The organism is Parasphingomonas zepuensis, assembly GCF_036663735.1.
Taxonomy (GTDB): Bacteria; Pseudomonadota; Alphaproteobacteria; order Sphingomonadales; family Sphingomonadaceae; genus Sphingomonas.
The window spans coordinates 1-16,992 of record NZ_JAXOJO010000002.1; the positions used below are offsets into that span (position 1 = coordinate 1).

Consider the following 16,992-nt stretch of genomic DNA (forward strand, 5'->3'; position numbering starts at 1 on the left):
CCTCAACCTGCTACAGCACGACCCTCGAAAGCTCTCCATCCGCGCCAAAATCAAACGCGCAGGGTGGAGCGACGACTACCTCTCAACACTCATCGCCCAAATGCGATAGCCCTGCCCTGAAGGGGAGGGGCGAACAGATCACCGCGCCATCGATTTGGTCCGGTTGTAGAGCAGCCAGATCAGCCCCGCGAACACCACCGGTGCGGCGAACAGCGCGATCGTCCCGAAGCCGGCACCCACGATCGCCAGCGGCGCATCGCTGCCCGTAGCACCGACGATCCCGGCAAAAGCCACCCCGAACAGGCTCTCGCCCACGATCAGGCCGGTTGCAGCCAGCGTTCCCATCCGCTCGGCGAATGCGGGGTTGCTGGTCCGCTTCGCCCAGCGATCGTAGAAATGGCCGATCAGCGCGCCGACCGGGATCAGCAGGGTCAGCGCCATGGGGAGGTAGATGCCCATGCCGACAGCGAGCGGCGGCAGCCGCATCTTGCCCGCCCGGCCAAGCATTTCGTCGAGGAAGATTACTGCCACACCGATCCCTGCCCCGGTGCCGATCAGCCGCCAGTCCAGATCGCCGCCGAGCACACCCTTGGCGAGCGACGAGATCAAAGCCGCCTGCGGTGCCGCGAGCGCGGTCTCCTTGGCGTTTGGCGCGCCCTGGAAGGTGAAGGCGGTGTTGAGCAGGTCGAGCACCGGCGGGATCACCAGCGATCCGAAGATCACGCCGAGCACCAGCGCAAACTGCTGCTTCCACGGTGTCGCCCCGACGAGTTGCCCGGTCTTCAGATCCTGGAGGTTGTCGTTGGATATGGTCGCGACCGAGAAGACGATCGCCGTGGTGAACAGCGCATAGGCGATCAGCGCATTGGTCTGGGCGATGTCGGTGCTGTGGCCGTAGATCGCGACGAGCAGCAAGGATGCGCCGAGCACGGCAAGGATGCCGACGCCGGAGACCGGGCTGTTCGACGCGCCGATCAGGCCGGCCATATAGCCGCACACCGCCGCGATCACGACGCCGATGATCAGGATATAGAGGATCGTCCCGGCGATCACCGCGAAGCCATGATCGTGGATCGGTCCGCCGGCCGAGAAGCTCCACAGCAGATAGGCCATGGGCGGCAAGGTCGCGAGGATCGAGGCGCCGACGATGCCGATCGGCAGGTCGCGCTCGGTCAGTTCGAGGATCGAACCGCCCTGGCGCGCGCGCGATGCGGCCAGCGCCGATCGGATACCGCCGATGATCGGCCCGAGGATCTTGAGCAGCGTCCAGATCGCCGCGACGCCGATCGTGCCCGCACCGATGAAGCGCACGTCGTTGCGGAACACGGTGCTGACGACGGTGTCGAGCTCGCCCGGCACGCCGCTGGTCAGATAGGGCATCAGCCCGCCCCAGGCGATGATCATGCCGAAGAACATCGCCGCGCCAACCGACAGGCCGACGAGATGCCCCACGCCGATCAGCGCCATCGAAAAGCTGGTCGACAGCCCGGTCGCGCTCGAGCCGATGCGGAAGTTCTTCACCGCCTCGCCGACGACGAGCTTCATCGCGGCGAGCAGGGCGAAGCCGGCGGCGGCCAACGAGCCGAGGATGATGACCCGCAGGCCCTTGGCGTTCTCGACATCGCCGTCTTCAGCGGCGCCGACCTTGAGCACTTCGGCCGCGGCGACGCCCTCGGGATAGGGCAGGTCCGATCCGGTGACGAGCGCGCGGCGCAGCGGCACCGAGAACATCACGCCGAGGATGCCGCCGACCGCGCAGACCGCGGCGGTCGTCCAGTAAGGGAAGCCGGTCCACCAGCCGACCAGGATCAGGCCGGGCAGCACGAAGATGATCGCCGCCAGCGTGCCGGCCGCGCTCGCGATCGTCTGGACGATGTTGTTCTCCAGGATGTTGGCATCCTTGAAGAAGCGCAGGATCGCCATGGAGATCACCGCGGCCGGAATCGAGGTGGCGAAGGTCAGCCCGACCTTCAGCCCCAGATAGACATTGGCGGCGGTGAACAGGACGGTGATGAGCCCGCCCAGGATGATGCCGCGGATGGTCAGCTCGGCGAGCGGACGGGCGGCCGGGGTCGTGGATGCTTGCATGGGGTTATGTGGCATAAGTGGGCAGGTGCGGGACAGTGGTTTCTGTAGAGACGGGTTTGCGGGGTCTTAGTTAGGACCGCCCGTACCGCCTCTCGAACAACCACCCGCCAAGCCACACCGCCGGAAATGCCGTCACCGCGAGCGCGATCGGATACCATCTCGGCCCGAGGTTCAGGCCCCAGCTCGCCATCACCCCCGCAATTCCACCGAAAGTCCCGATCACCGCGAGGATGATCACATGCCGCATCCGCGCGCGCGGCGCGAGCCAGGCAGTGACGAAGCCGCCCGCCACGGTGAAGAGGCAGCGATAGGCAAGGGCGAGAAGATTGTGCCACGGGCTCCACATCGCGCCGCGTGGGATGATTCCGGTGGCGTGCATGATCTCGTCAGTGCCGGTATGCGTCATGACGATGAGGATGAAGCCGGTGAGCACCGCGGCAATGCTGCGGAAATAGAGCCACAGCATATTGGCTGGTCGATCGGTCATTCGCCACTCCCCCGGGTAGTCGATCGACGATGCCACAGCTCGGGGGAGCTGGACAGTCGTCCGCCGGCGCTTTTCCGTCGTTGACCCCATCTATATGATGCATATACATCACGATTGTGACTACAGCCGCTCCGTCCGATTCTCCCTGCGCCTGCACCTCCCTGCGCAAGGCTGCCCGCGCAGTGTCGCGCATCTATGACGAGGCGCTGAGCGACACCGGCATGACCATCGCCCAATTCTCCGTGCTGCGCCACGTCGCGCGCGGCGGGGAGGTGCCGCTCAGCCGGCTGGCCGAGGCGCTGGTGATGGACCGCACCTCGCTGTACCGCGCGCTTGCGCCGCTCGAACGCCAGGGCTGGATCGCGATCGCCGGCGCGCCGCAGGGCAGGGCGCGGATCGCGTCGCTGACCGACGCCGGGCGCACCGCGATGGAAGCGGCGACCGCGCCGTGGATCGCCGCGCAGGAACGACTGATCGGCGCGCTCGGCGCTGGCGATTGGGCGAAGCTTGAAACTCTGTTGCGCGGCGTCGTCGACGTCGCCGGTGATTGCAAGGAAGCATGATGCGTCCAGTCCGCCTGTCCGGCCGGTCCTTCCCCTATATCGTCGTAGCGGTGACCTTCATCGCGTTGCTGGTGTCGGCCGGCCTGCGCTCGGCGCCCGGCGTGATGATGGTGCCGCTCGAACTGCATTTCGGCTGGGACCGCGCGACCATCTCCTTCTCGGCGGCGGTCGGCATCTTCCTCTACGGGCTGGTCGGGCCGTTCGCGGCGGCGCTGATGATGTCGTTCGGCATCAAGCGGACCATGCTCGCCGGCCTCGCCATCATGTCCGCCGCGACCTTCGCCAGCCTGTGGATGACCGAGCCGTGGCATTATGTGCTGAGCTGGGGCGTGCTGTCGGGCGTGGGCAGCGGCGCGGTGGCGTCGGTGCTCGGTGCGGCAGTGGTCAATCGCTGGTTCGCGACTCGGCAGGGGCTGGTGATGGGCATGCTCAGCGCGAGCACCGCGACCGGTGCGCTGATATTCCTGCCGGTGCTGGCCTGGTTGTCGAGCCTGGGTGACTGGCGGCCGGTGGCGATCGCCGTCAGCGTCGCCAGTGCCGCGCTGATCCCGCTCGTGCTGTTTTTCGTGCCCGAGCGACCCGGCGATGTCGGCATCCGCCGCTTCGGCGAGACCGAGGAGAGCGCGCCGCCCCCGCCGCTGAAGCAGGCCGCGACGCCGATGCTCGCCTTCGAGGCGCTGTTCCGCGCCGGGCGCACGCGGGTCTTCTGGCTGTTGTTCGGGACTTTCTTCGTCTGCGGCCTGACGACCAACGGGCTGGTCGGCACGCATATGATCGCATTCTGCGGCGATCACGGCATCGCGCCAGTTGCCGCGGCTGGCCTGTTGTCGATGATGGGCCTGTTCGATCTGGTCGGCACGACCGCATCCGGCTGGCTGACCGACCGCTACGATCCGCGCAAGCTGCTCTGCGTCTATTACGGGTTGCGCGGCCTGTCCTTGCTGGAGTTGCCCTTCATCGATTTCGGCGCGGTGAGCCTGACGATCTTTGCGATCTTCTCCGGGCTGGACTGGATCGCCACGGTGCCGCCGACGGTGAAGCTGGCCAACCTGTCCTTTGGCGAGCGCGATGCACCGATCGTGTTCGGCTGGATCATGGTCGGCCACCAGATCGGTGCGGCGACCGCGGCGTTCGGCGCCGGCGTCATCCGCGAGCAGACCGGGACCTATCTGCCGGCCTTTCTCATCGCCGGCGGGTTCGCTGTGGCGGCGTCGATCCTGATCGTCGGGACCGGGCTGGCCGGGCGGCGCAGGGCGATGCCGGCCTGATCCACTGCCGTAGATTCACCGTGGAGAATCGGGCGCCAAGTTTGATGCCTCAGTCGAGCCCATGGTCGAGGAATTGCTCGGCGACCGCGCAGTGAAGCGCCACGCCGCGCGCCATGACTGCTTCCTCGATCGTCATGCGGGTATTGTGCAGCGGCGGGTTGGTCGCCGCATCGCTGCCCTCGGGCGCCACGCCGATGAACGCCATCGCGCCGGGAATCTCGCGCAGCACATAGGAGAAATCCTCGCCGCCCATGATCGGCGCGGCCATGCTGTGCCAGGATTCCGCGCCGCCGAGCCGCTCGGCCGCGCCGCGCAGCAGCGCCAGCGCGCGGGGATCGTTCATCGTCACTGGATAGCCGTCGTCGATCACCACCTCGGCCGTGCAGCCATGGGCGAGGGCGATATGCTCGGCGATCCGCGTCAGGCCCTCGCGCGCCTTGTTCCGCGTCGCGTTGGAAAGCGTGCGCAGCGTGCCCTTCAGCTTCACCTCGTCTGGCACGATATTATAGGCCGAGCCGGCGTTGATCTGGGTGATCGACAGTACCGCGGGATCCGTCACCGGGATCTGCCGGGCGACGAGGGCGCTGAGCGCGGTCACGATCTCGCATGCCACCGGGATCGGATCGATCCCGTCATGCGGCATCGCCGCGTGGCCGCCCTTGCCGCGGATCGTGAAATTGAGCGCGTCGGTCGAGGCGAGCAGCGCGCCGGGGCGGCTCAGCACGACGCCGGCGGGCGCGTTGGGCAGGATGTGCAGCGCGAACGCCGCTTCGGGCCGGGGATCGTCGAGCAGGCCGTCCTCGATCATGAAGCGGGCGCCGTGATGGCCTTCCTCGCCGGGCTGGAACATGAAGACGACCGTACCGGACAGGCTCTCCCGCCGGGCGCAGAGCGCGCGGGCAGCGCCGACCAGCATGGCGCTGTGCGCGTCATGCCCGCAGGCGTGCATCGCGCCCGGCACCTGCGACGCGAAGGGCAAGCCGGTTTCCTCCTGCATCGGCAGCGCATCCATGTCGCCGCGCAGCAACACGGTGCGGCCATTATCGTTGCCGCCGCGCAGGATCGCGACGAAGCCGGAGGTCGAGCTGCTGTCGCGATATTCCAATGGTAGCCCGGCCAGCGCCGCCTTGATCTTCGCGGTCGTGCGCGAACAATGCAGCCCGATCTCGGGATCGGCATGGATCGCCCGGCGCAGCTCTACGATCTCCGCCAGTTCGGCCTCGCCAGCCGCGCCCCAATCCTGTCGCGAATCAAGCATGGCGTCCATCGAGCGAGTCCTTCACAGCGTTGCCGGACGGCCAGCCTAGGCCCCTCGGCGCGGCTTACAACCCCAGCGCGCGCCGGATCTCGCGCCAGCCGACCAGCTTGAAATTCTGCGCGCGCGGCGCGTTCATCCCGTCCTGCGCAACCATCAGCCCATCGGGAAAGGCCGGTCCGAAGTCGCCGGTCGCGATCTCGATGCCGTCTGTTTCCTCGGTCGCGCCGAAGGCGCCGGGCGCGATCCGGAAGCGGCCGACATAGGATTCGTCGGCAAGGCGGTACACAGCATAGGCATTGTCGCCCTGGCTCGAGACGACGAGATAGCCATTGTCGCCGTCCTGCGCGATCGCCACGCCTTCGGCATCGGCCACGATCTGCTTGCCGTCGGCGGCTGCGATCTTGACCGGGGCGACGGCGCCGTCGGCGCGCGCGTCGAAGCGCCACAGTCCGACATCCTCTTCGGCCACATAGAGCCGCGCGCTGCGGGGATCGACCACGCAGCCTTCCGATTGAGTCGCGAGCTTCATCGTGCGGACGATCCGGGCTTGCGGCGCGGCGCCGGTCAGATCGAGCGCGAGCTGGCGGATAGTCCCGTCCTTGGCGACCATGAAGGCGTAGAGTGCCTCGGGCGCGCGGTAGAGGCAGATGCCATAGGCTTCGCCCGCGCCGGCCGCCACTTTTCCAAGCGCCGTCAGCTTTGCCGATGTCGGATCCAGCGTGAACAACGCGACCTGCGCATTGAGAGGATCGTTGCGGTCGCTCGCTGCGACGACGATCCGGCCGTCGCTTTCGGCCAGGGCGACATTGTTGACCCGGCCGGCATCGTTGAAGTCGCGGACCTTGCCGTCGAGGCCATAGACGTAAAGCCCCGCCTTCTTGTCGGTGCCGACGATCAGACTGGCCCCCGGGTTGGCCGCGTTGCGCCAGATCGCCGGATCGTCAGCTGCATCGGCGTTGGCGGTCGCGACCGCTTCGGTCTCTCCCGATGCGTGGACGTTGGCTGCTGGCAGGGCGTTGGCGATGCGCTTGGAAAGCGGAATTTCGGTCGTCGCGCAACCGGATAGAAACAAAAATGTCATTGAAATGCAACCGAGATTTCGCTGCGACGACATGTTCCACTCCTAACGGCATTGCCCGAGGCGCCCGTTCGCACGCGCCGATATCCGGGTCAAATTCCGTCACCAAAGGGGGCTATCATGGGTCGCAAGGGAATGTTTCTGGGAGGCTGCGCGCTGGCCGCGATGCTCCTGCCGATCGACGGCGCCATTGCACAGGAAGTGCCTGGCGAGGAGCAGAAGCAGGAAGCGGCCGAAACCGAGGGCGATGCCGCGCGCTCGAGCGACATCATCGTCACCGGCCAGATCGCGTTCCGCAACCGCACCGAGGACGTGAATCCGGTGCTGTCCTACGATCTGGAATATTTCCAGCGCTTCGAACCGGTCTCGGTCGGCGAAATGCTCAAGCGCGTGCCGGGCGTGACGTTCACGTCGGACGTGCTCGAATATGACGCCGTCCAGTTCCGCGGCCTGCCCGCCGGCTATACCCAGGTGCTGATCAACGGCCGCCGTGCCCCCGGCGGCGAAGCCGATCGCAGCTTCTTCGTCGATCGCATCCCGGCCGAGCTGGTGGAAAAGATCGAGATCGTCCGCTCGCCCCGCGCCGACCAGCCGAGCGAGGGCGTCGCCGGCACGCTGAACATCGTGACCAAGGAAGCCGCGACGTTCAACGGCGGTTTCGCCAAGGTCGGCGCGCTGGTCAACAAGGACGGCAAGGTCCGCCCGTCGCTGGCGGCGGCCTATGCCGGCACGCTCGGCGATCGCACCTCCTACTGGGCTGCGCTCAATTATCAGGAACGCCGCAACGCCAAGAAGAAGGTGTCGCTGCGCTTCGACGATTTCACCACCGGCCCGCTCGACAAGACCAACCCGGAATTCAGCGACACCGAGCTGCAGGACGACACGCGCGACGGCAGCGATCTGTCGGGCAGCGCCGAGATCAAGACCGCGATCGGCGATGACGGCTTTGTGCGCCTTCAGGGATTTTTCGTCGATACCAACCGCAAGGAGGACGAGGTTTCGCTGACCTATGAGGATGCCGATCTCGATTTCGACGGCGCCGAGACGCAGCACGAAAAGATCAAGCAGCGCACGTACGCACTCACCTCGGACGCACGCATTCCACTCGGTTTCGCGGACCTCGGTCTTGCCGCAGGCTGGTCGGGATATCGCGAGAACACCACGACCACGACGTATGAAGGCAGTGAGGAGGATCTGAGCGATCTCGAACTCGATGAGATCGAAAGCATCCATATTAAGGACGACGAATATACCGGTACGGTAAATCTCGGTTTCGGAGCGGACACCGCGCGCTTCAAGCTGGGCGTCGACCTGTTCCACAAGCTGCGCAACGGGCTGAACGACGGTGACTTCCTCAGCGGCGAGTTCAAGGTCAAGGAGAACCGCTACGATCCTTATGCGCGGTTTACCTTCGAACCGAGCTCGACGGTGTCGATCGATGCCGGGCTGCGCTACGAGATTACGCGTCGCACGGTTTCCGGCGATGCGTTGCCGACCGTCAGCTACAATGCCGAGACGCTTAATCCGTCGCTCCATCTTCGCTACGCGCCGACCAGCGCCGACCAGTTCCGCGCCTCCATCGCGCGGACGGTACGGCGGCCGAGCTATGATTCGGTGTCGCCGATTGAGCGGGAGGAATCTCCGGGCGACGACGACACGACCCGGGGCAATCCCGGCCTTCGTAACGAGAAGGCCTGGGGCGTCGATCTCGGCTATGAGCGGCGGCTGGGCAGCAAGGGTATCATCGGCGTCAATTTCTTCTACCGCGACGTCAAGGACGTGATCGAGCTCGTCGCGCTGGGGGAGAATCCGGATAATCCCGACGGCCAGCTGTTCACGCCACGCAACATCGGCGACGGCAAGACATGGGGTGCGGAAGTCGACTTCTCCGCGCCGCTCGACGTGATCGGCATGCCGGACACGGGTTTGTTCGCCAACTACACCTATCTCGACAGTTCGATCCGCGATCCCTTCACGGGCGAGAAGCGGCGGTTCAACAACCAGCCGCACCATGTCTACAATGTCGGCTTCATCCAGACGCTGAAGGCACTCGACGCAAGCTTCGGCGCGACGGTGTCGGGCCGCAGCAAGGCGCTGGAATCGAATTTCGACGAAACGGTCGAACTGACCTACGATCCCGATCTGGAAGCATTTTTCGAAAAGCGGATCGGCAAGCATTTCGTCGTGCGCTTCTCGGTGCAGGACATATTGCGCCGTTCCAAGAAGGAAGCGTTCCTGAAATATGACGGCGATTCCTATGCCGAGATCCTCGCCAATCGCCGTGCCGGCGATGTCGATGAATTCGAGCTGGAGCGCGAGAATGCCGGGCCGCTTTACCAGGTGACCTTGCGCGCGGCGTTCTGAGGCGTGCCATTCTTCCTTCCCCGGCCTGCGCCGGGGAAGGAAGAATATCGATGCGTGGTTTCTCAGCGCCCCTTGAACAACCCGCCCAGGATCCCCCGCACCAGTCCGCCGACGATGCCGGCGCCGGCCCCGCGCGAGGAACCGAACACTGCCTTCGATACCTCAGTCGCGACCGACCGGCCGACCGCCGAGGAGGCCGAGCGGGTGGCCGAAGTGATCGCGCGGTTCCACGGCGAGTTCGCAGCGGCGCGTTCGGCCTCTTTCTGCTGCTGGGCCACGAGCCTGGCCTGGCGATCCGCCTCGCGCTGATCCGCGATGCGCTGGCGCTCCGCATCCTTGGTGGCCCGGGCATCTTCCTTGGCCTGCAGCGCCGCGACCTTGTCGGCCTCGGTCTTCGCTGCTGCCTCGGCGGCGGCGGCGCTTGCCTCGTGCGACTTGGCGGCGAGCAGTTCCTCGGCGGATTCGCGATCGATCAGCGTGTCGTATTTCGCGCCGACCGGATCGGTCTGGATCATCACGCCGCGCTCGACCGGCGTGACCGGCCCCACGCGCGAGCGCGGCGGCTTGATCAGCGTGCGCTCGACCGGCGCGGGCGCGCCATCGGGCAGGAGCAGCGAGACGAGCGCCTCGCCGACTTTCAACTCGGTGATCGCCTTTTCGACATCGACGCCCGGGTTGGCGCGAAAAGTGGTCGCCGCCGATTTCACCGCGGCCTGATCGCGCGGGGTGAAGGCGCGCAGCGCATGCTGCACGCGGTTGCCGAGCTGCCCCGCGACGGTGTCGGGGATGTCGATCGGATTCTGGGTGATGAAATAGACGCCGACGCCCTTTGAGCGGATCAGCCGCACGACCTGCTCGATCTTCTCGAGCAGCGCCTTGGGCGCGTCGGCGAACAACAGATGCGCTTCGTCGAAGAAGAAGGCGAGCACCGGCTTGTCGGGATCGCCGACCTCCGGGAGATGCTCGAACAGCTCGCTCATCAGCCACAGCAGGAACGTGGCGTAGAGCTTCGGGCTGGCCATCAGCTTGTCGGCGGCGAGGATGTTGACGATGCCACGGCCGCGATCGTCCAGCCCGATGAAATCGCTCATCGTCAGCGCCGGCTCGCCGAAGAATTTCTCGCCGCCCTGGCTGCGCAGCTGGAGCAGCGACCGCTGGATCGCGCCGATGCTCTGCTTCGAGACATTGCCGAGCGTGGTGGTGAGTTCGTCGGCCCGCTCGCCGCAGCTGACCAGCATCGCCTGGAGATCGTCGAGATCGAGCAGCAGCATGCCGTCCTTGTCGGCGACATGGAAGGCGATGGTCAGCACGCCCTCCTGGACTTCGTTCAGGTCCATCAGCCGGGCGAGCAGGAGCGGCCCCATTTCCGATATGGTGGTGCGGATCGGATGGCCCTGTTCGCCGTACAGATCCCAGAATTGCACGGGGTTGTCGGCATAGGACCAGTCGTCATAGCCGATCTCCTTCGCGCGGGCGGCGAAGATCTCGTGCATCTTGGAGGTCGGCGATCCGGCCATGGCGAGGCCGGAGAGATCGCCCTTCACGTCAGCGACGAAGCACGGGACGCCCGCGGCGGAGAAGCCGTCGATGATACCCTGGATGGTGACGGTCTTGCCGGTGCCGGTCGCGCCGGCGATCAGCCCGTGGCGGTTGGCGCGCTTGAGCTCGAGCTGCTGGCGCTGCCCGTTCGCATTGCTGCCGATGAAGATGCTGGTGCCGTCCGCCATAAGTCCTCCGGAGTTGGGAGGGGGGTATCGCGCTTTTCAGGGCGGGACGGAAGCCGGGTAAAATCCCTCCCCGCGCGGTGCGCGGGGAGGGAAAGGCAGTTACTTGATTTTCACCGCGAGGAAGCGACCGGGGTTCCGGCCCCGCTGCACCAGCAGTGCAACCTGGGGTCGGCCGGCCGCCTTGGCTTGGCTGATCACCGCCGACAGATCGGCCGTGGTGCGCGTCGGAACGCGGTTGGCGGAGAGGATCACGTCGCCGCGCTGCAGGCCCTTGGTTGCCGAATCGCTCGACGGATCGACCGCGACGATCACCAGGCCCTGCACGGTTGCATCGAGGCCGAGGCTGCGACCGATCGCCGGGGTCAGCGCCTGCACCGACAGGCCGATCGCGCTGGCGCTGGCGGCCTGGCCCGTCTGCGGGCCGCTCTCGGGCAAGCCGTCATCCTCGCCGCCGTTGATGCTGGCGAGCGCTTCCTCGGAGGGACGCGTGCCGACGAGCGCGGTGAGCGTCTGGCGCTTGCCGTCGCGGACGACCTCGATCGGCACGCGCGTGCCGGGCGGGGTGTTGGCCACGAGATAGCTGAGCGTCTGGTCCGGCGTCACGTCCTTGCCGCCGACGCGGACGACGACGTCGCCCTGCTTCAGCCCGGCCTTGTCGGCGCCCTCGCCCGGCTCGATCCGGGCGAGGATCTCGCCCTGATTGGCCGGCAGCCCCAGCGCGGCTGCCATGTCGTCGGTGAGCGGCTGGATACCGACGCCGAGATAGCCGCGCTTGACGGCGGTGCCCTTCATCAGCGTGTCGATGATCGGCTTGGCTTCCTCCGCCGGGATGGCAAAGCCGATGCCGACATTGCCGCCGGTCGGCGACAGGATCTGCGAGTTGATGCCGATCACATTGCCGCTGAGATCGAACATCGGGCCGCCGCTATTGCCCTGGTTGATCGACGCATCGGTCTGGATGAAGCGGTCATAGGCGCCGCCCTGGCCGGTCACGCGGTGCAGCGCCGATACGATGCCGGCGGTGACGGTCGAGCCCAGGCCGAACGGGTTGCCGATCGCGACGACCCAGTCGCCGACCCGCGCACGAGCCGAATCGCCGAACTTCACGAAGGGCAGGCCGGTGGCTTCGATCTTGAGCAGTGCCAGGTCGGACGCGGGATCGCGGCCGATCAGCTTGGCGGTATATTCCTTGCGGTCGGGCAGCGTGACCTTGATCGATTCGACCGTGGCGCCCTTGGCGCCGGCCGCGATCACATGGTTGTTGGTCACGACATAGCCGTCGGGCGAGATGATGAAGCCCGATCCGAGCGACTGGGCCTCGCGCGTGACCGGCTGGCCGGTGCCGCCCTGCTCGCCGCCATTGAACTGGCCGAACAGATCGCCGAAGGGCGTGCCCGAAAACGGGTTGGTCGGCTGCTGAACGGTGACCCGCTGCGTGGTGGAGATGTTGACGACCGCCGGCTGCAGCCGGGCGACCATATCGGCGAAGCTCATCGGGGCGCCGGCCTTCGGCGCGGCGGCGGCGATCGTGCCTGGTTCGTTCTGGGCAACCTGACCGGCGAGTGGCGCATCCAGCGTCATGGCGGCGGCGGCACCGCTCAGAAGCAGGGCACCAGTGATGGCGTAAGCGTAACGCACTTGGGTCATTTCCTCTCGTCTGCCGATCGCGACAACCATTCCTGTTGCGGATGGTTGCTGAACGGCGATTGAATATGGGCGCCCTGAACCTGGGGATTGAACCTCAGGATCAGCGACGGCCCTGGAATTCCTTCAGATAGGCATTGTTCGGCGAAAGAATAAGCGATGTCGATCCCGTCGGCGTCGATCCGTCCGTGCCGAACGTGCGGCGGTAGGACTGCATCGCACGGTAGAAATCATAGAAGTCCGGATCCTGGTTGAACGCGGTTGCGTAGATGTTCGACGCACGGGCCTCAGCCTCGGCGCGGATGATCTGCGCCTGCTTCAGCCCCTCGGCGCGGATGGTCAGCGCCTGCTGGTCGCGCGAGGTGGCCATCTGGTTGAGGGCGGAGTCGAGCGGCGTGCCGGTGGGCAGGTCGGCGTGCTTGATGCGGACGTCGACGATCTCGACGCCATATTGCGAGGCCAGCCGCTGCAGTCGGGCCTGGATATTGTCCATCACCTCGTCGCGCTCGGGCGTGAGCAGGGTAGCGAAGGGCTGGTTGCCCAGCTCGTTGCGGATCGAGGTGCCGAGCAGCGGGCGCAACGCGTCGGTGACGCCCTGTTCCGACCGGGCGGTCACCACCATGCGCAACGGATCGACCACGCGGAAGCGTGCATAGGCGTCAACTTCGAGCGGAAGCTGGTCGGACGACAGGACCTGCTGGTTGTCGTAATCGACGTCGAGCACGCGCTTGTCGACCCACACGATGCGGTCGATGAACGGTACGCGGGCAATCAGGCCGGCGCCGGTGCTGCCGAAGACCTCTCCGCGCCTATAGGCGTTGACCGGCTTGCCGACGGGCTGCTCGAACCGCAGGATCACTGCCTGTTTGGTCTCGGGCACGATCGCCAGGGTGCTCGCCAGCAGGATGACGGCGAGCAGGGCCAGAATGCCGATCGCGATCGGGTTGCGGAAAAAGGTGGCGTTCATCGCGGCGCTGCTCCGTTTACGGTGACGTCCGCATCGGGAAGCTTCCTGGCGCTCTGCGATAGCGGCAGATACGGCATCACGCCCGGCGCCTCGACGATCGTCTTGTCGGTCTTGGCCAGGACACCCTCCATCGTCTCGTAATACATGCGCCGACGAGTCACCTCGGGCGCAAGCTTGTATTGGCTGTATTGCTGGTCGAACTGCGCTGCCTCGCCCTCCGCTTGGGCGATGAGCTGCCGCGCATAGCCCTGCGCAGCGGTTCGCGCCGCGACCGCGTTCTGCTGCGCCGCCGTCACCTTCTTGAACGCCTCGCTGACGGCCTGAGGCGCGACTGCCTTGTTCACCGCGACGCCTTGGATGCGGATGCCGGATTTATATTCGTCGAGGATGCGCTGCATCCGCTCCTGCACCTGCGCTTCGATCCTCGGACGACCCGAGCCGATGGCCTGGTCCAGCGTCATGTTCGCGACGACTTCGCGCATCGAGCTTTCCGCGGTGGCGCGTACGGTGCCCGGCGGATCCTTGATCTGGAATACGTAGTCGTCGGGGCTGGCGATGTTCCAGCGCACCGAGAAAGACAGGTTCATGATGTTCCGGTCGCCGGTCAGCATCAGGTTCTCGGCCTCGCCGCCGCCCTCCGGGAAATTCTCGGTCCGGAAATTCTGCACGTCGACCTTGGTCACGTCGGCGAACGGCGCGGGCAGCGTGAAGCGATAGCCGGGATCGAGCGTGCCGGCATAACGGCCGAAATAGGTGACGACGCCGCGCTGCTGCGGGGCGATCGCATGGAAGCTGGTAAAGCCGATCCACGCCAGCAGGATCAGCCCGACGCCGATGAACCACAGCGAACGGGCGCTTGGCGTGCCGGGGATGCGCGGGCGGCCGCCGCCACCCGAACCGCCACCATTGCCGCGCGCACGGCGCAGGAATTCGTCGAGTGCGCTCGGGCCAGCGCTCCGCGGGCGTCCGGCCGGAGGCACCGACCAGGGATTGCGCGGGCCATCATTGTTGCCGCCCGATCCGCTTCCGGAGCCGCCTTTATCCCCTCCGCCGCCCCAGGGGCCTTTCGGATTGTCGGATTGCAGAATGATGGAACGCTGAAGCCAGCGGGGAAGGATCGTCATGAGTCCTTTATAGGAGGGCGGCCGCGGAAAAACAGTGGCAAGCGTCCTCAACCGCCCTATCTGCCCCGATATGACAGACATTGCCCTGCTCGACGCTGCCCTGGAACCCATTGCCGGAAAGCGCGCCACGGCGCGGATCGAAGGCGACCGTGCCAGTATCATCCTCGACGTGACCGGGCTGGATGAGGCGACGCGCGACGCGATGGAACGCGATGCGCGGGCCGCGGCGGCGGGCGTGCCCGGGATCGCGACGGTGCGCATCGCGCAGACCAGCCAGCGCACGCGTCGCGTGCTGATCGCGGTGGCGAGCGGCAAGGGCGGGGTAGGCAAATCGACCGTCTCCGCCAATCTCGCGATCGGCCTGCAGGGGCTCGGGCGCCGCGTCGGGCTGGTCGATGCCGACATTTACGGGCCGTCGCAGCCCAAGCTGATGGGGGTCGAAGGAACGCGGCCGACGGCGAAGGACAAGCTGCTCGAACCAGTGGCGACGCGTTTCGGCGTGCCGTTGCTGTCGATGGGCCAACTCGTCGCGGCCGATCAGGCGATCGCATGGCGCGGGCCGATGGCGGCGAACGCGCTCGGCCAGCTGATCGACGCCGACTGGGCCGCGCAGGATACGCTGGTGATCGATCTGCCGCCGGGCACCGGCGACGTACAGCTGTCGATGATCCAGAAGCACAAGCCGGCCGGCGCGGTGATCGTGTCGACTCCGCAGGACCTGGCGCTGATCGACGCGCGCCGGGCGATCGACCTGTTCGTCAAGGCCGGCGTCCCGATCATCGGCCTGATCGAGAATATGGCGGGCTATGCCTGCCCGCATTGCGGCGAGGTCTCCGATCCGTTCGGCCGCGGCGGCGCGGAGGCGGCGGCGCAGGAATTGGGCATCGCGTTTCTGGGAAGAATCCCGCTCGACATCGCGATTCGCACCGCGTCGGATGGCGGCACGCCCCCGGCGAGTGGGAACGGTGGCGAGGCGCTCGCGTTCAACGGGATTGCGCAACGCGTATTCCATTGGATCGAACAGGGAGCATAGGATGCCACTCACCGGCGATGCGGACATCAAGGCGCTGCTCGAACAGACCCGCACGATCGCGCTGGTCGGCGCGTCCGATCGGCCCGATCGGCCTTCTTATCGCGTGATGCAGACTCTGCAGTCGCATGGCTATCGCGTGATCCCGGTCAATCCGCAGATCACCGGCGAGCATGTGCACGGCGAATTCGTGTTTCGCGATCTCTCCCAGCTCGGCGATCCGATCGACATGGTCGATATCTTCCGCAATTCCGCCGCGGCCGGCGAAGCGGTCGATCAGGCGATCGCGGCAGGCGCGAAATCGGTCTGGATGCAGCTCGGCGTGGTGAACGAGGAAGCAGCCGCCCGGGCCGAAGCGGCCGGGCTGAAAGTGGTGATGAATCGCTGTCCGGCGATCGAGATTCCCCGGCTCGGCGTAGTGCCCAACGGACGCCCCGCCTAGCTTGCGCCCGGCGGGGCGGTCCGTCATGATGCCGGCTCCACCCAGGGAGCATCATCATGCTGGCCGTCCTCGCCATGATTGCGTTGCAGGCGGCCCCCGCTGCCGCCCATGAACCGTTGAAGTGGTCGATTCTCCTGCCGGTACCCAACGAACCGTGCCGCCCGGGTCGCACCGCGAACGGGGAGGGCGAGGCTGACGGCAGCAAGGATATCGTGGTCTGCGGCGAGCCGCTGCCGAGCCAGCGCATGCCCCTCCCCAACGAAGCCATTCCCGACGGACCCAGGCCTTCCAACCCCTTTCGCAGCGGCTCGCAGGCGCTTGCGATCGAAGGAACCCCGTGCGCGGCGCGGCAGGGCGGCTGCATCGTCGGATTCGGTCCGCCGATCGTACCGTTGGTGATGGGCGCAGTCGATCTCGCCAAGGACCTCGTTCGCAAGCGCCCCGACCGGTCGAACCGCATTCCCATTCCGCTCGACGATCCCGCGCCGCCATCGACCCCGGCCGCGTCGCCGCAATGACGCTCGCCCTGCTGCTTCTGCTCCAGGCCACTCCGGACGACGCGATGGCGCGGTATCGCGAGAAGACCGCCGTCGTCCCGCGCTGTGCGGCAACGGGCGAGCCGGACGAAGTGACGGTCTGCGGTCGCCGCGCCGCCGACCGGTATCGCGTCCCCCTCATCGAGCGCGACGCCGATGATCCGAAGGATGAAGGCGTACCGATGGAGCGCGAACGCATGCTGGCCCGCACATCCAATTGTCAGGAAAAATCGGTCTTCCTGGTCGGATGCGGCAAGGTCGGCGTGTCCGTAGGCACCGCCGGCGTCAGCTTCGCCGGCGAACGCCCGCTCGCGCCTTAGAGCATCGTGCGAAAAAGTGGGAACCGGTTTTTCGCAAAAACGATGCGACAACAATATCTAGAGCAGGCGAAGTGCGTATTTAACGCAGCCTGCTCT

At 66.4% G+C, this 16,992-nt stretch carries 15 protein-coding genes; 7 read left to right on the plus strand and 8 right to left on the minus strand.

The window, feature by feature from the left end:
* Positions 1-138 precede the first annotated feature (138 nt).
* Positions 139-2,088, minus strand: coding sequence for an OPT family oligopeptide transporter (locus tag U1769_RS06460; protein WP_332713743.1), 1,950 nt, complete (start codon positions 2,086-2,088; stop codon positions 139-141).
* A 70-nt stretch (positions 2,089-2,158) separates the two neighbouring features.
* On the minus strand, positions 2,159-2,575 hold the full coding sequence (locus U1769_RS06465) for a hypothetical protein (protein ID WP_332713747.1): 417 nt from the start codon (positions 2,573-2,575) through the stop codon (positions 2,159-2,161).
* A gap of 116 nt (positions 2,576-2,691) precedes the next feature.
* Here U1769_RS06465 and U1769_RS06470 point away from each other — a divergent pair, with 116 nt between their 5' ends.
* Together U1769_RS06470 and U1769_RS06475 are read left to right on the plus strand one after the other, a co-directional pair.
* Positions 2,692-3,138 carry a MarR family winged helix-turn-helix transcriptional regulator gene (locus U1769_RS06470; RefSeq protein WP_332713750.1) on the plus strand — a complete coding sequence of 149 codons (447 nt, stop codon included), beginning with the start codon at positions 2,692-2,694 and terminating at the stop codon, positions 3,136-3,138.
* A complete protein-coding gene (locus U1769_RS06475; protein ID WP_332713753.1) occupies positions 3,135-4,406 on the plus strand; it encodes an MFS transporter in 1,272 nt (423 codons plus the stop codon). Before U1769_RS06470 ends, U1769_RS06475 begins: the two co-directional genes overlap by 4 nt.
* A gap of 49 nt (positions 4,407-4,455) precedes the next feature.
* Here the strand turns inward: U1769_RS06475 and U1769_RS06480 are convergent, their stop codons facing one another.
* Positions 4,456-5,664 (minus strand): M20 metallopeptidase family protein, encoded by a 1,209-nt coding sequence (locus U1769_RS06480; protein ID WP_443030331.1) that lies wholly within the window; start codon positions 5,662-5,664, stop codon positions 4,456-4,458.
* A 64-nt stretch (positions 5,665-5,728) separates the two neighbouring features.
* The gene (locus tag U1769_RS06485) at positions 5,729-6,745 is read right to left on the minus strand and encodes a phytase (RefSeq protein ID WP_332713759.1); all 1,017 of its coding nucleotides are present in this window, start codon (positions 6,743-6,745) and stop codon (positions 5,729-5,731) included.
* Positions 6,746-6,862: 117 nt separating this feature from the next.
* On the opposite strand from U1769_RS06485, the gene U1769_RS06490 reads away from it, so the two are divergent.
* Entirely contained in the window at positions 6,863-9,106 is a 2,244-nt protein-coding gene (locus U1769_RS06490; RefSeq protein WP_332713762.1) for a TonB-dependent receptor plug domain-containing protein, read from the plus strand.
* A 62-nt stretch (positions 9,107-9,168) separates the two neighbouring features.
* Here the strand turns inward: U1769_RS06490 and U1769_RS06495 are convergent, their stop codons facing one another.
* The 4 genes from U1769_RS06495 to hflK all read right to left on the minus strand — a co-directional run bounded on the left by U1769_RS06495 (position 9,169) and on the right by hflK (position 14,568).
* Positions 9,169-10,833, minus strand: a complete 1,665-nt coding sequence (locus U1769_RS06495; protein WP_332713764.1) for a helicase HerA-like domain-containing protein — start codon at positions 10,831-10,833, stop codon at positions 9,169-9,171.
* Positions 10,834-10,932: 99 nt separating this feature from the next.
* The gene (locus U1769_RS06500; RefSeq protein ID WP_332713767.1) at positions 10,933-12,471 is read right to left on the minus strand and encodes a Do family serine endopeptidase; all 1,539 of its coding nucleotides are present in this window, start codon (positions 12,469-12,471) and stop codon (positions 10,933-10,935) included.
* 109 nt (positions 12,472-12,580) lie between these two features.
* Entirely contained in the window at positions 12,581-13,444 is an 864-nt protein-coding gene (gene hflC / locus U1769_RS06505) for a protease modulator HflC (protein ID WP_332713769.1), read from the minus strand.
* Complete coding sequence (gene hflK / locus U1769_RS06510; protein WP_332713772.1) at positions 13,441-14,568, minus strand: protease modulator HflK; 1,128 nt, start codon at positions 14,566-14,568, stop codon at positions 13,441-13,443. Before hflK ends, hflC begins: the two co-directional genes overlap by 4 nt.
* A gap of 70 nt (positions 14,569-14,638) precedes the next feature.
* Between hflK and U1769_RS06515 the strand changes: the two genes are divergently transcribed.
* From U1769_RS06515 to U1769_RS06530, 4 genes are read left to right on the plus strand one after another with little or no spacing between them, the layout of a single operon-like run.
* Complete coding sequence (locus U1769_RS06515) at positions 14,639-15,601, plus strand: Mrp/NBP35 family ATP-binding protein (protein ID WP_332713775.1); 963 nt, start codon at positions 14,639-14,641, stop codon at positions 15,599-15,601.
* Position 15,602: 1 nt separating this feature from the next.
* Positions 15,603-16,040, plus strand: a complete 438-nt coding sequence (locus U1769_RS06520) for a CoA-binding protein (protein WP_332713777.1) — start codon at positions 15,603-15,605, stop codon at positions 16,038-16,040.
* Between the two features lie 56 nt (positions 16,041-16,096).
* Positions 16,097-16,558 carry a hypothetical protein gene (locus tag U1769_RS06525; RefSeq protein WP_332713780.1) on the plus strand — a complete coding sequence of 154 codons (462 nt, stop codon included), beginning with the start codon at positions 16,097-16,099 and terminating at the stop codon, positions 16,556-16,558.
* Positions 16,555-16,896, plus strand: coding sequence for a hypothetical protein (locus U1769_RS06530; protein WP_332713783.1), 342 nt, complete (start codon positions 16,555-16,557; stop codon positions 16,894-16,896). Before U1769_RS06525 ends, U1769_RS06530 begins: the two co-directional genes overlap by 4 nt.
* Positions 16,897-16,992 lie beyond the last annotated feature (96 nt).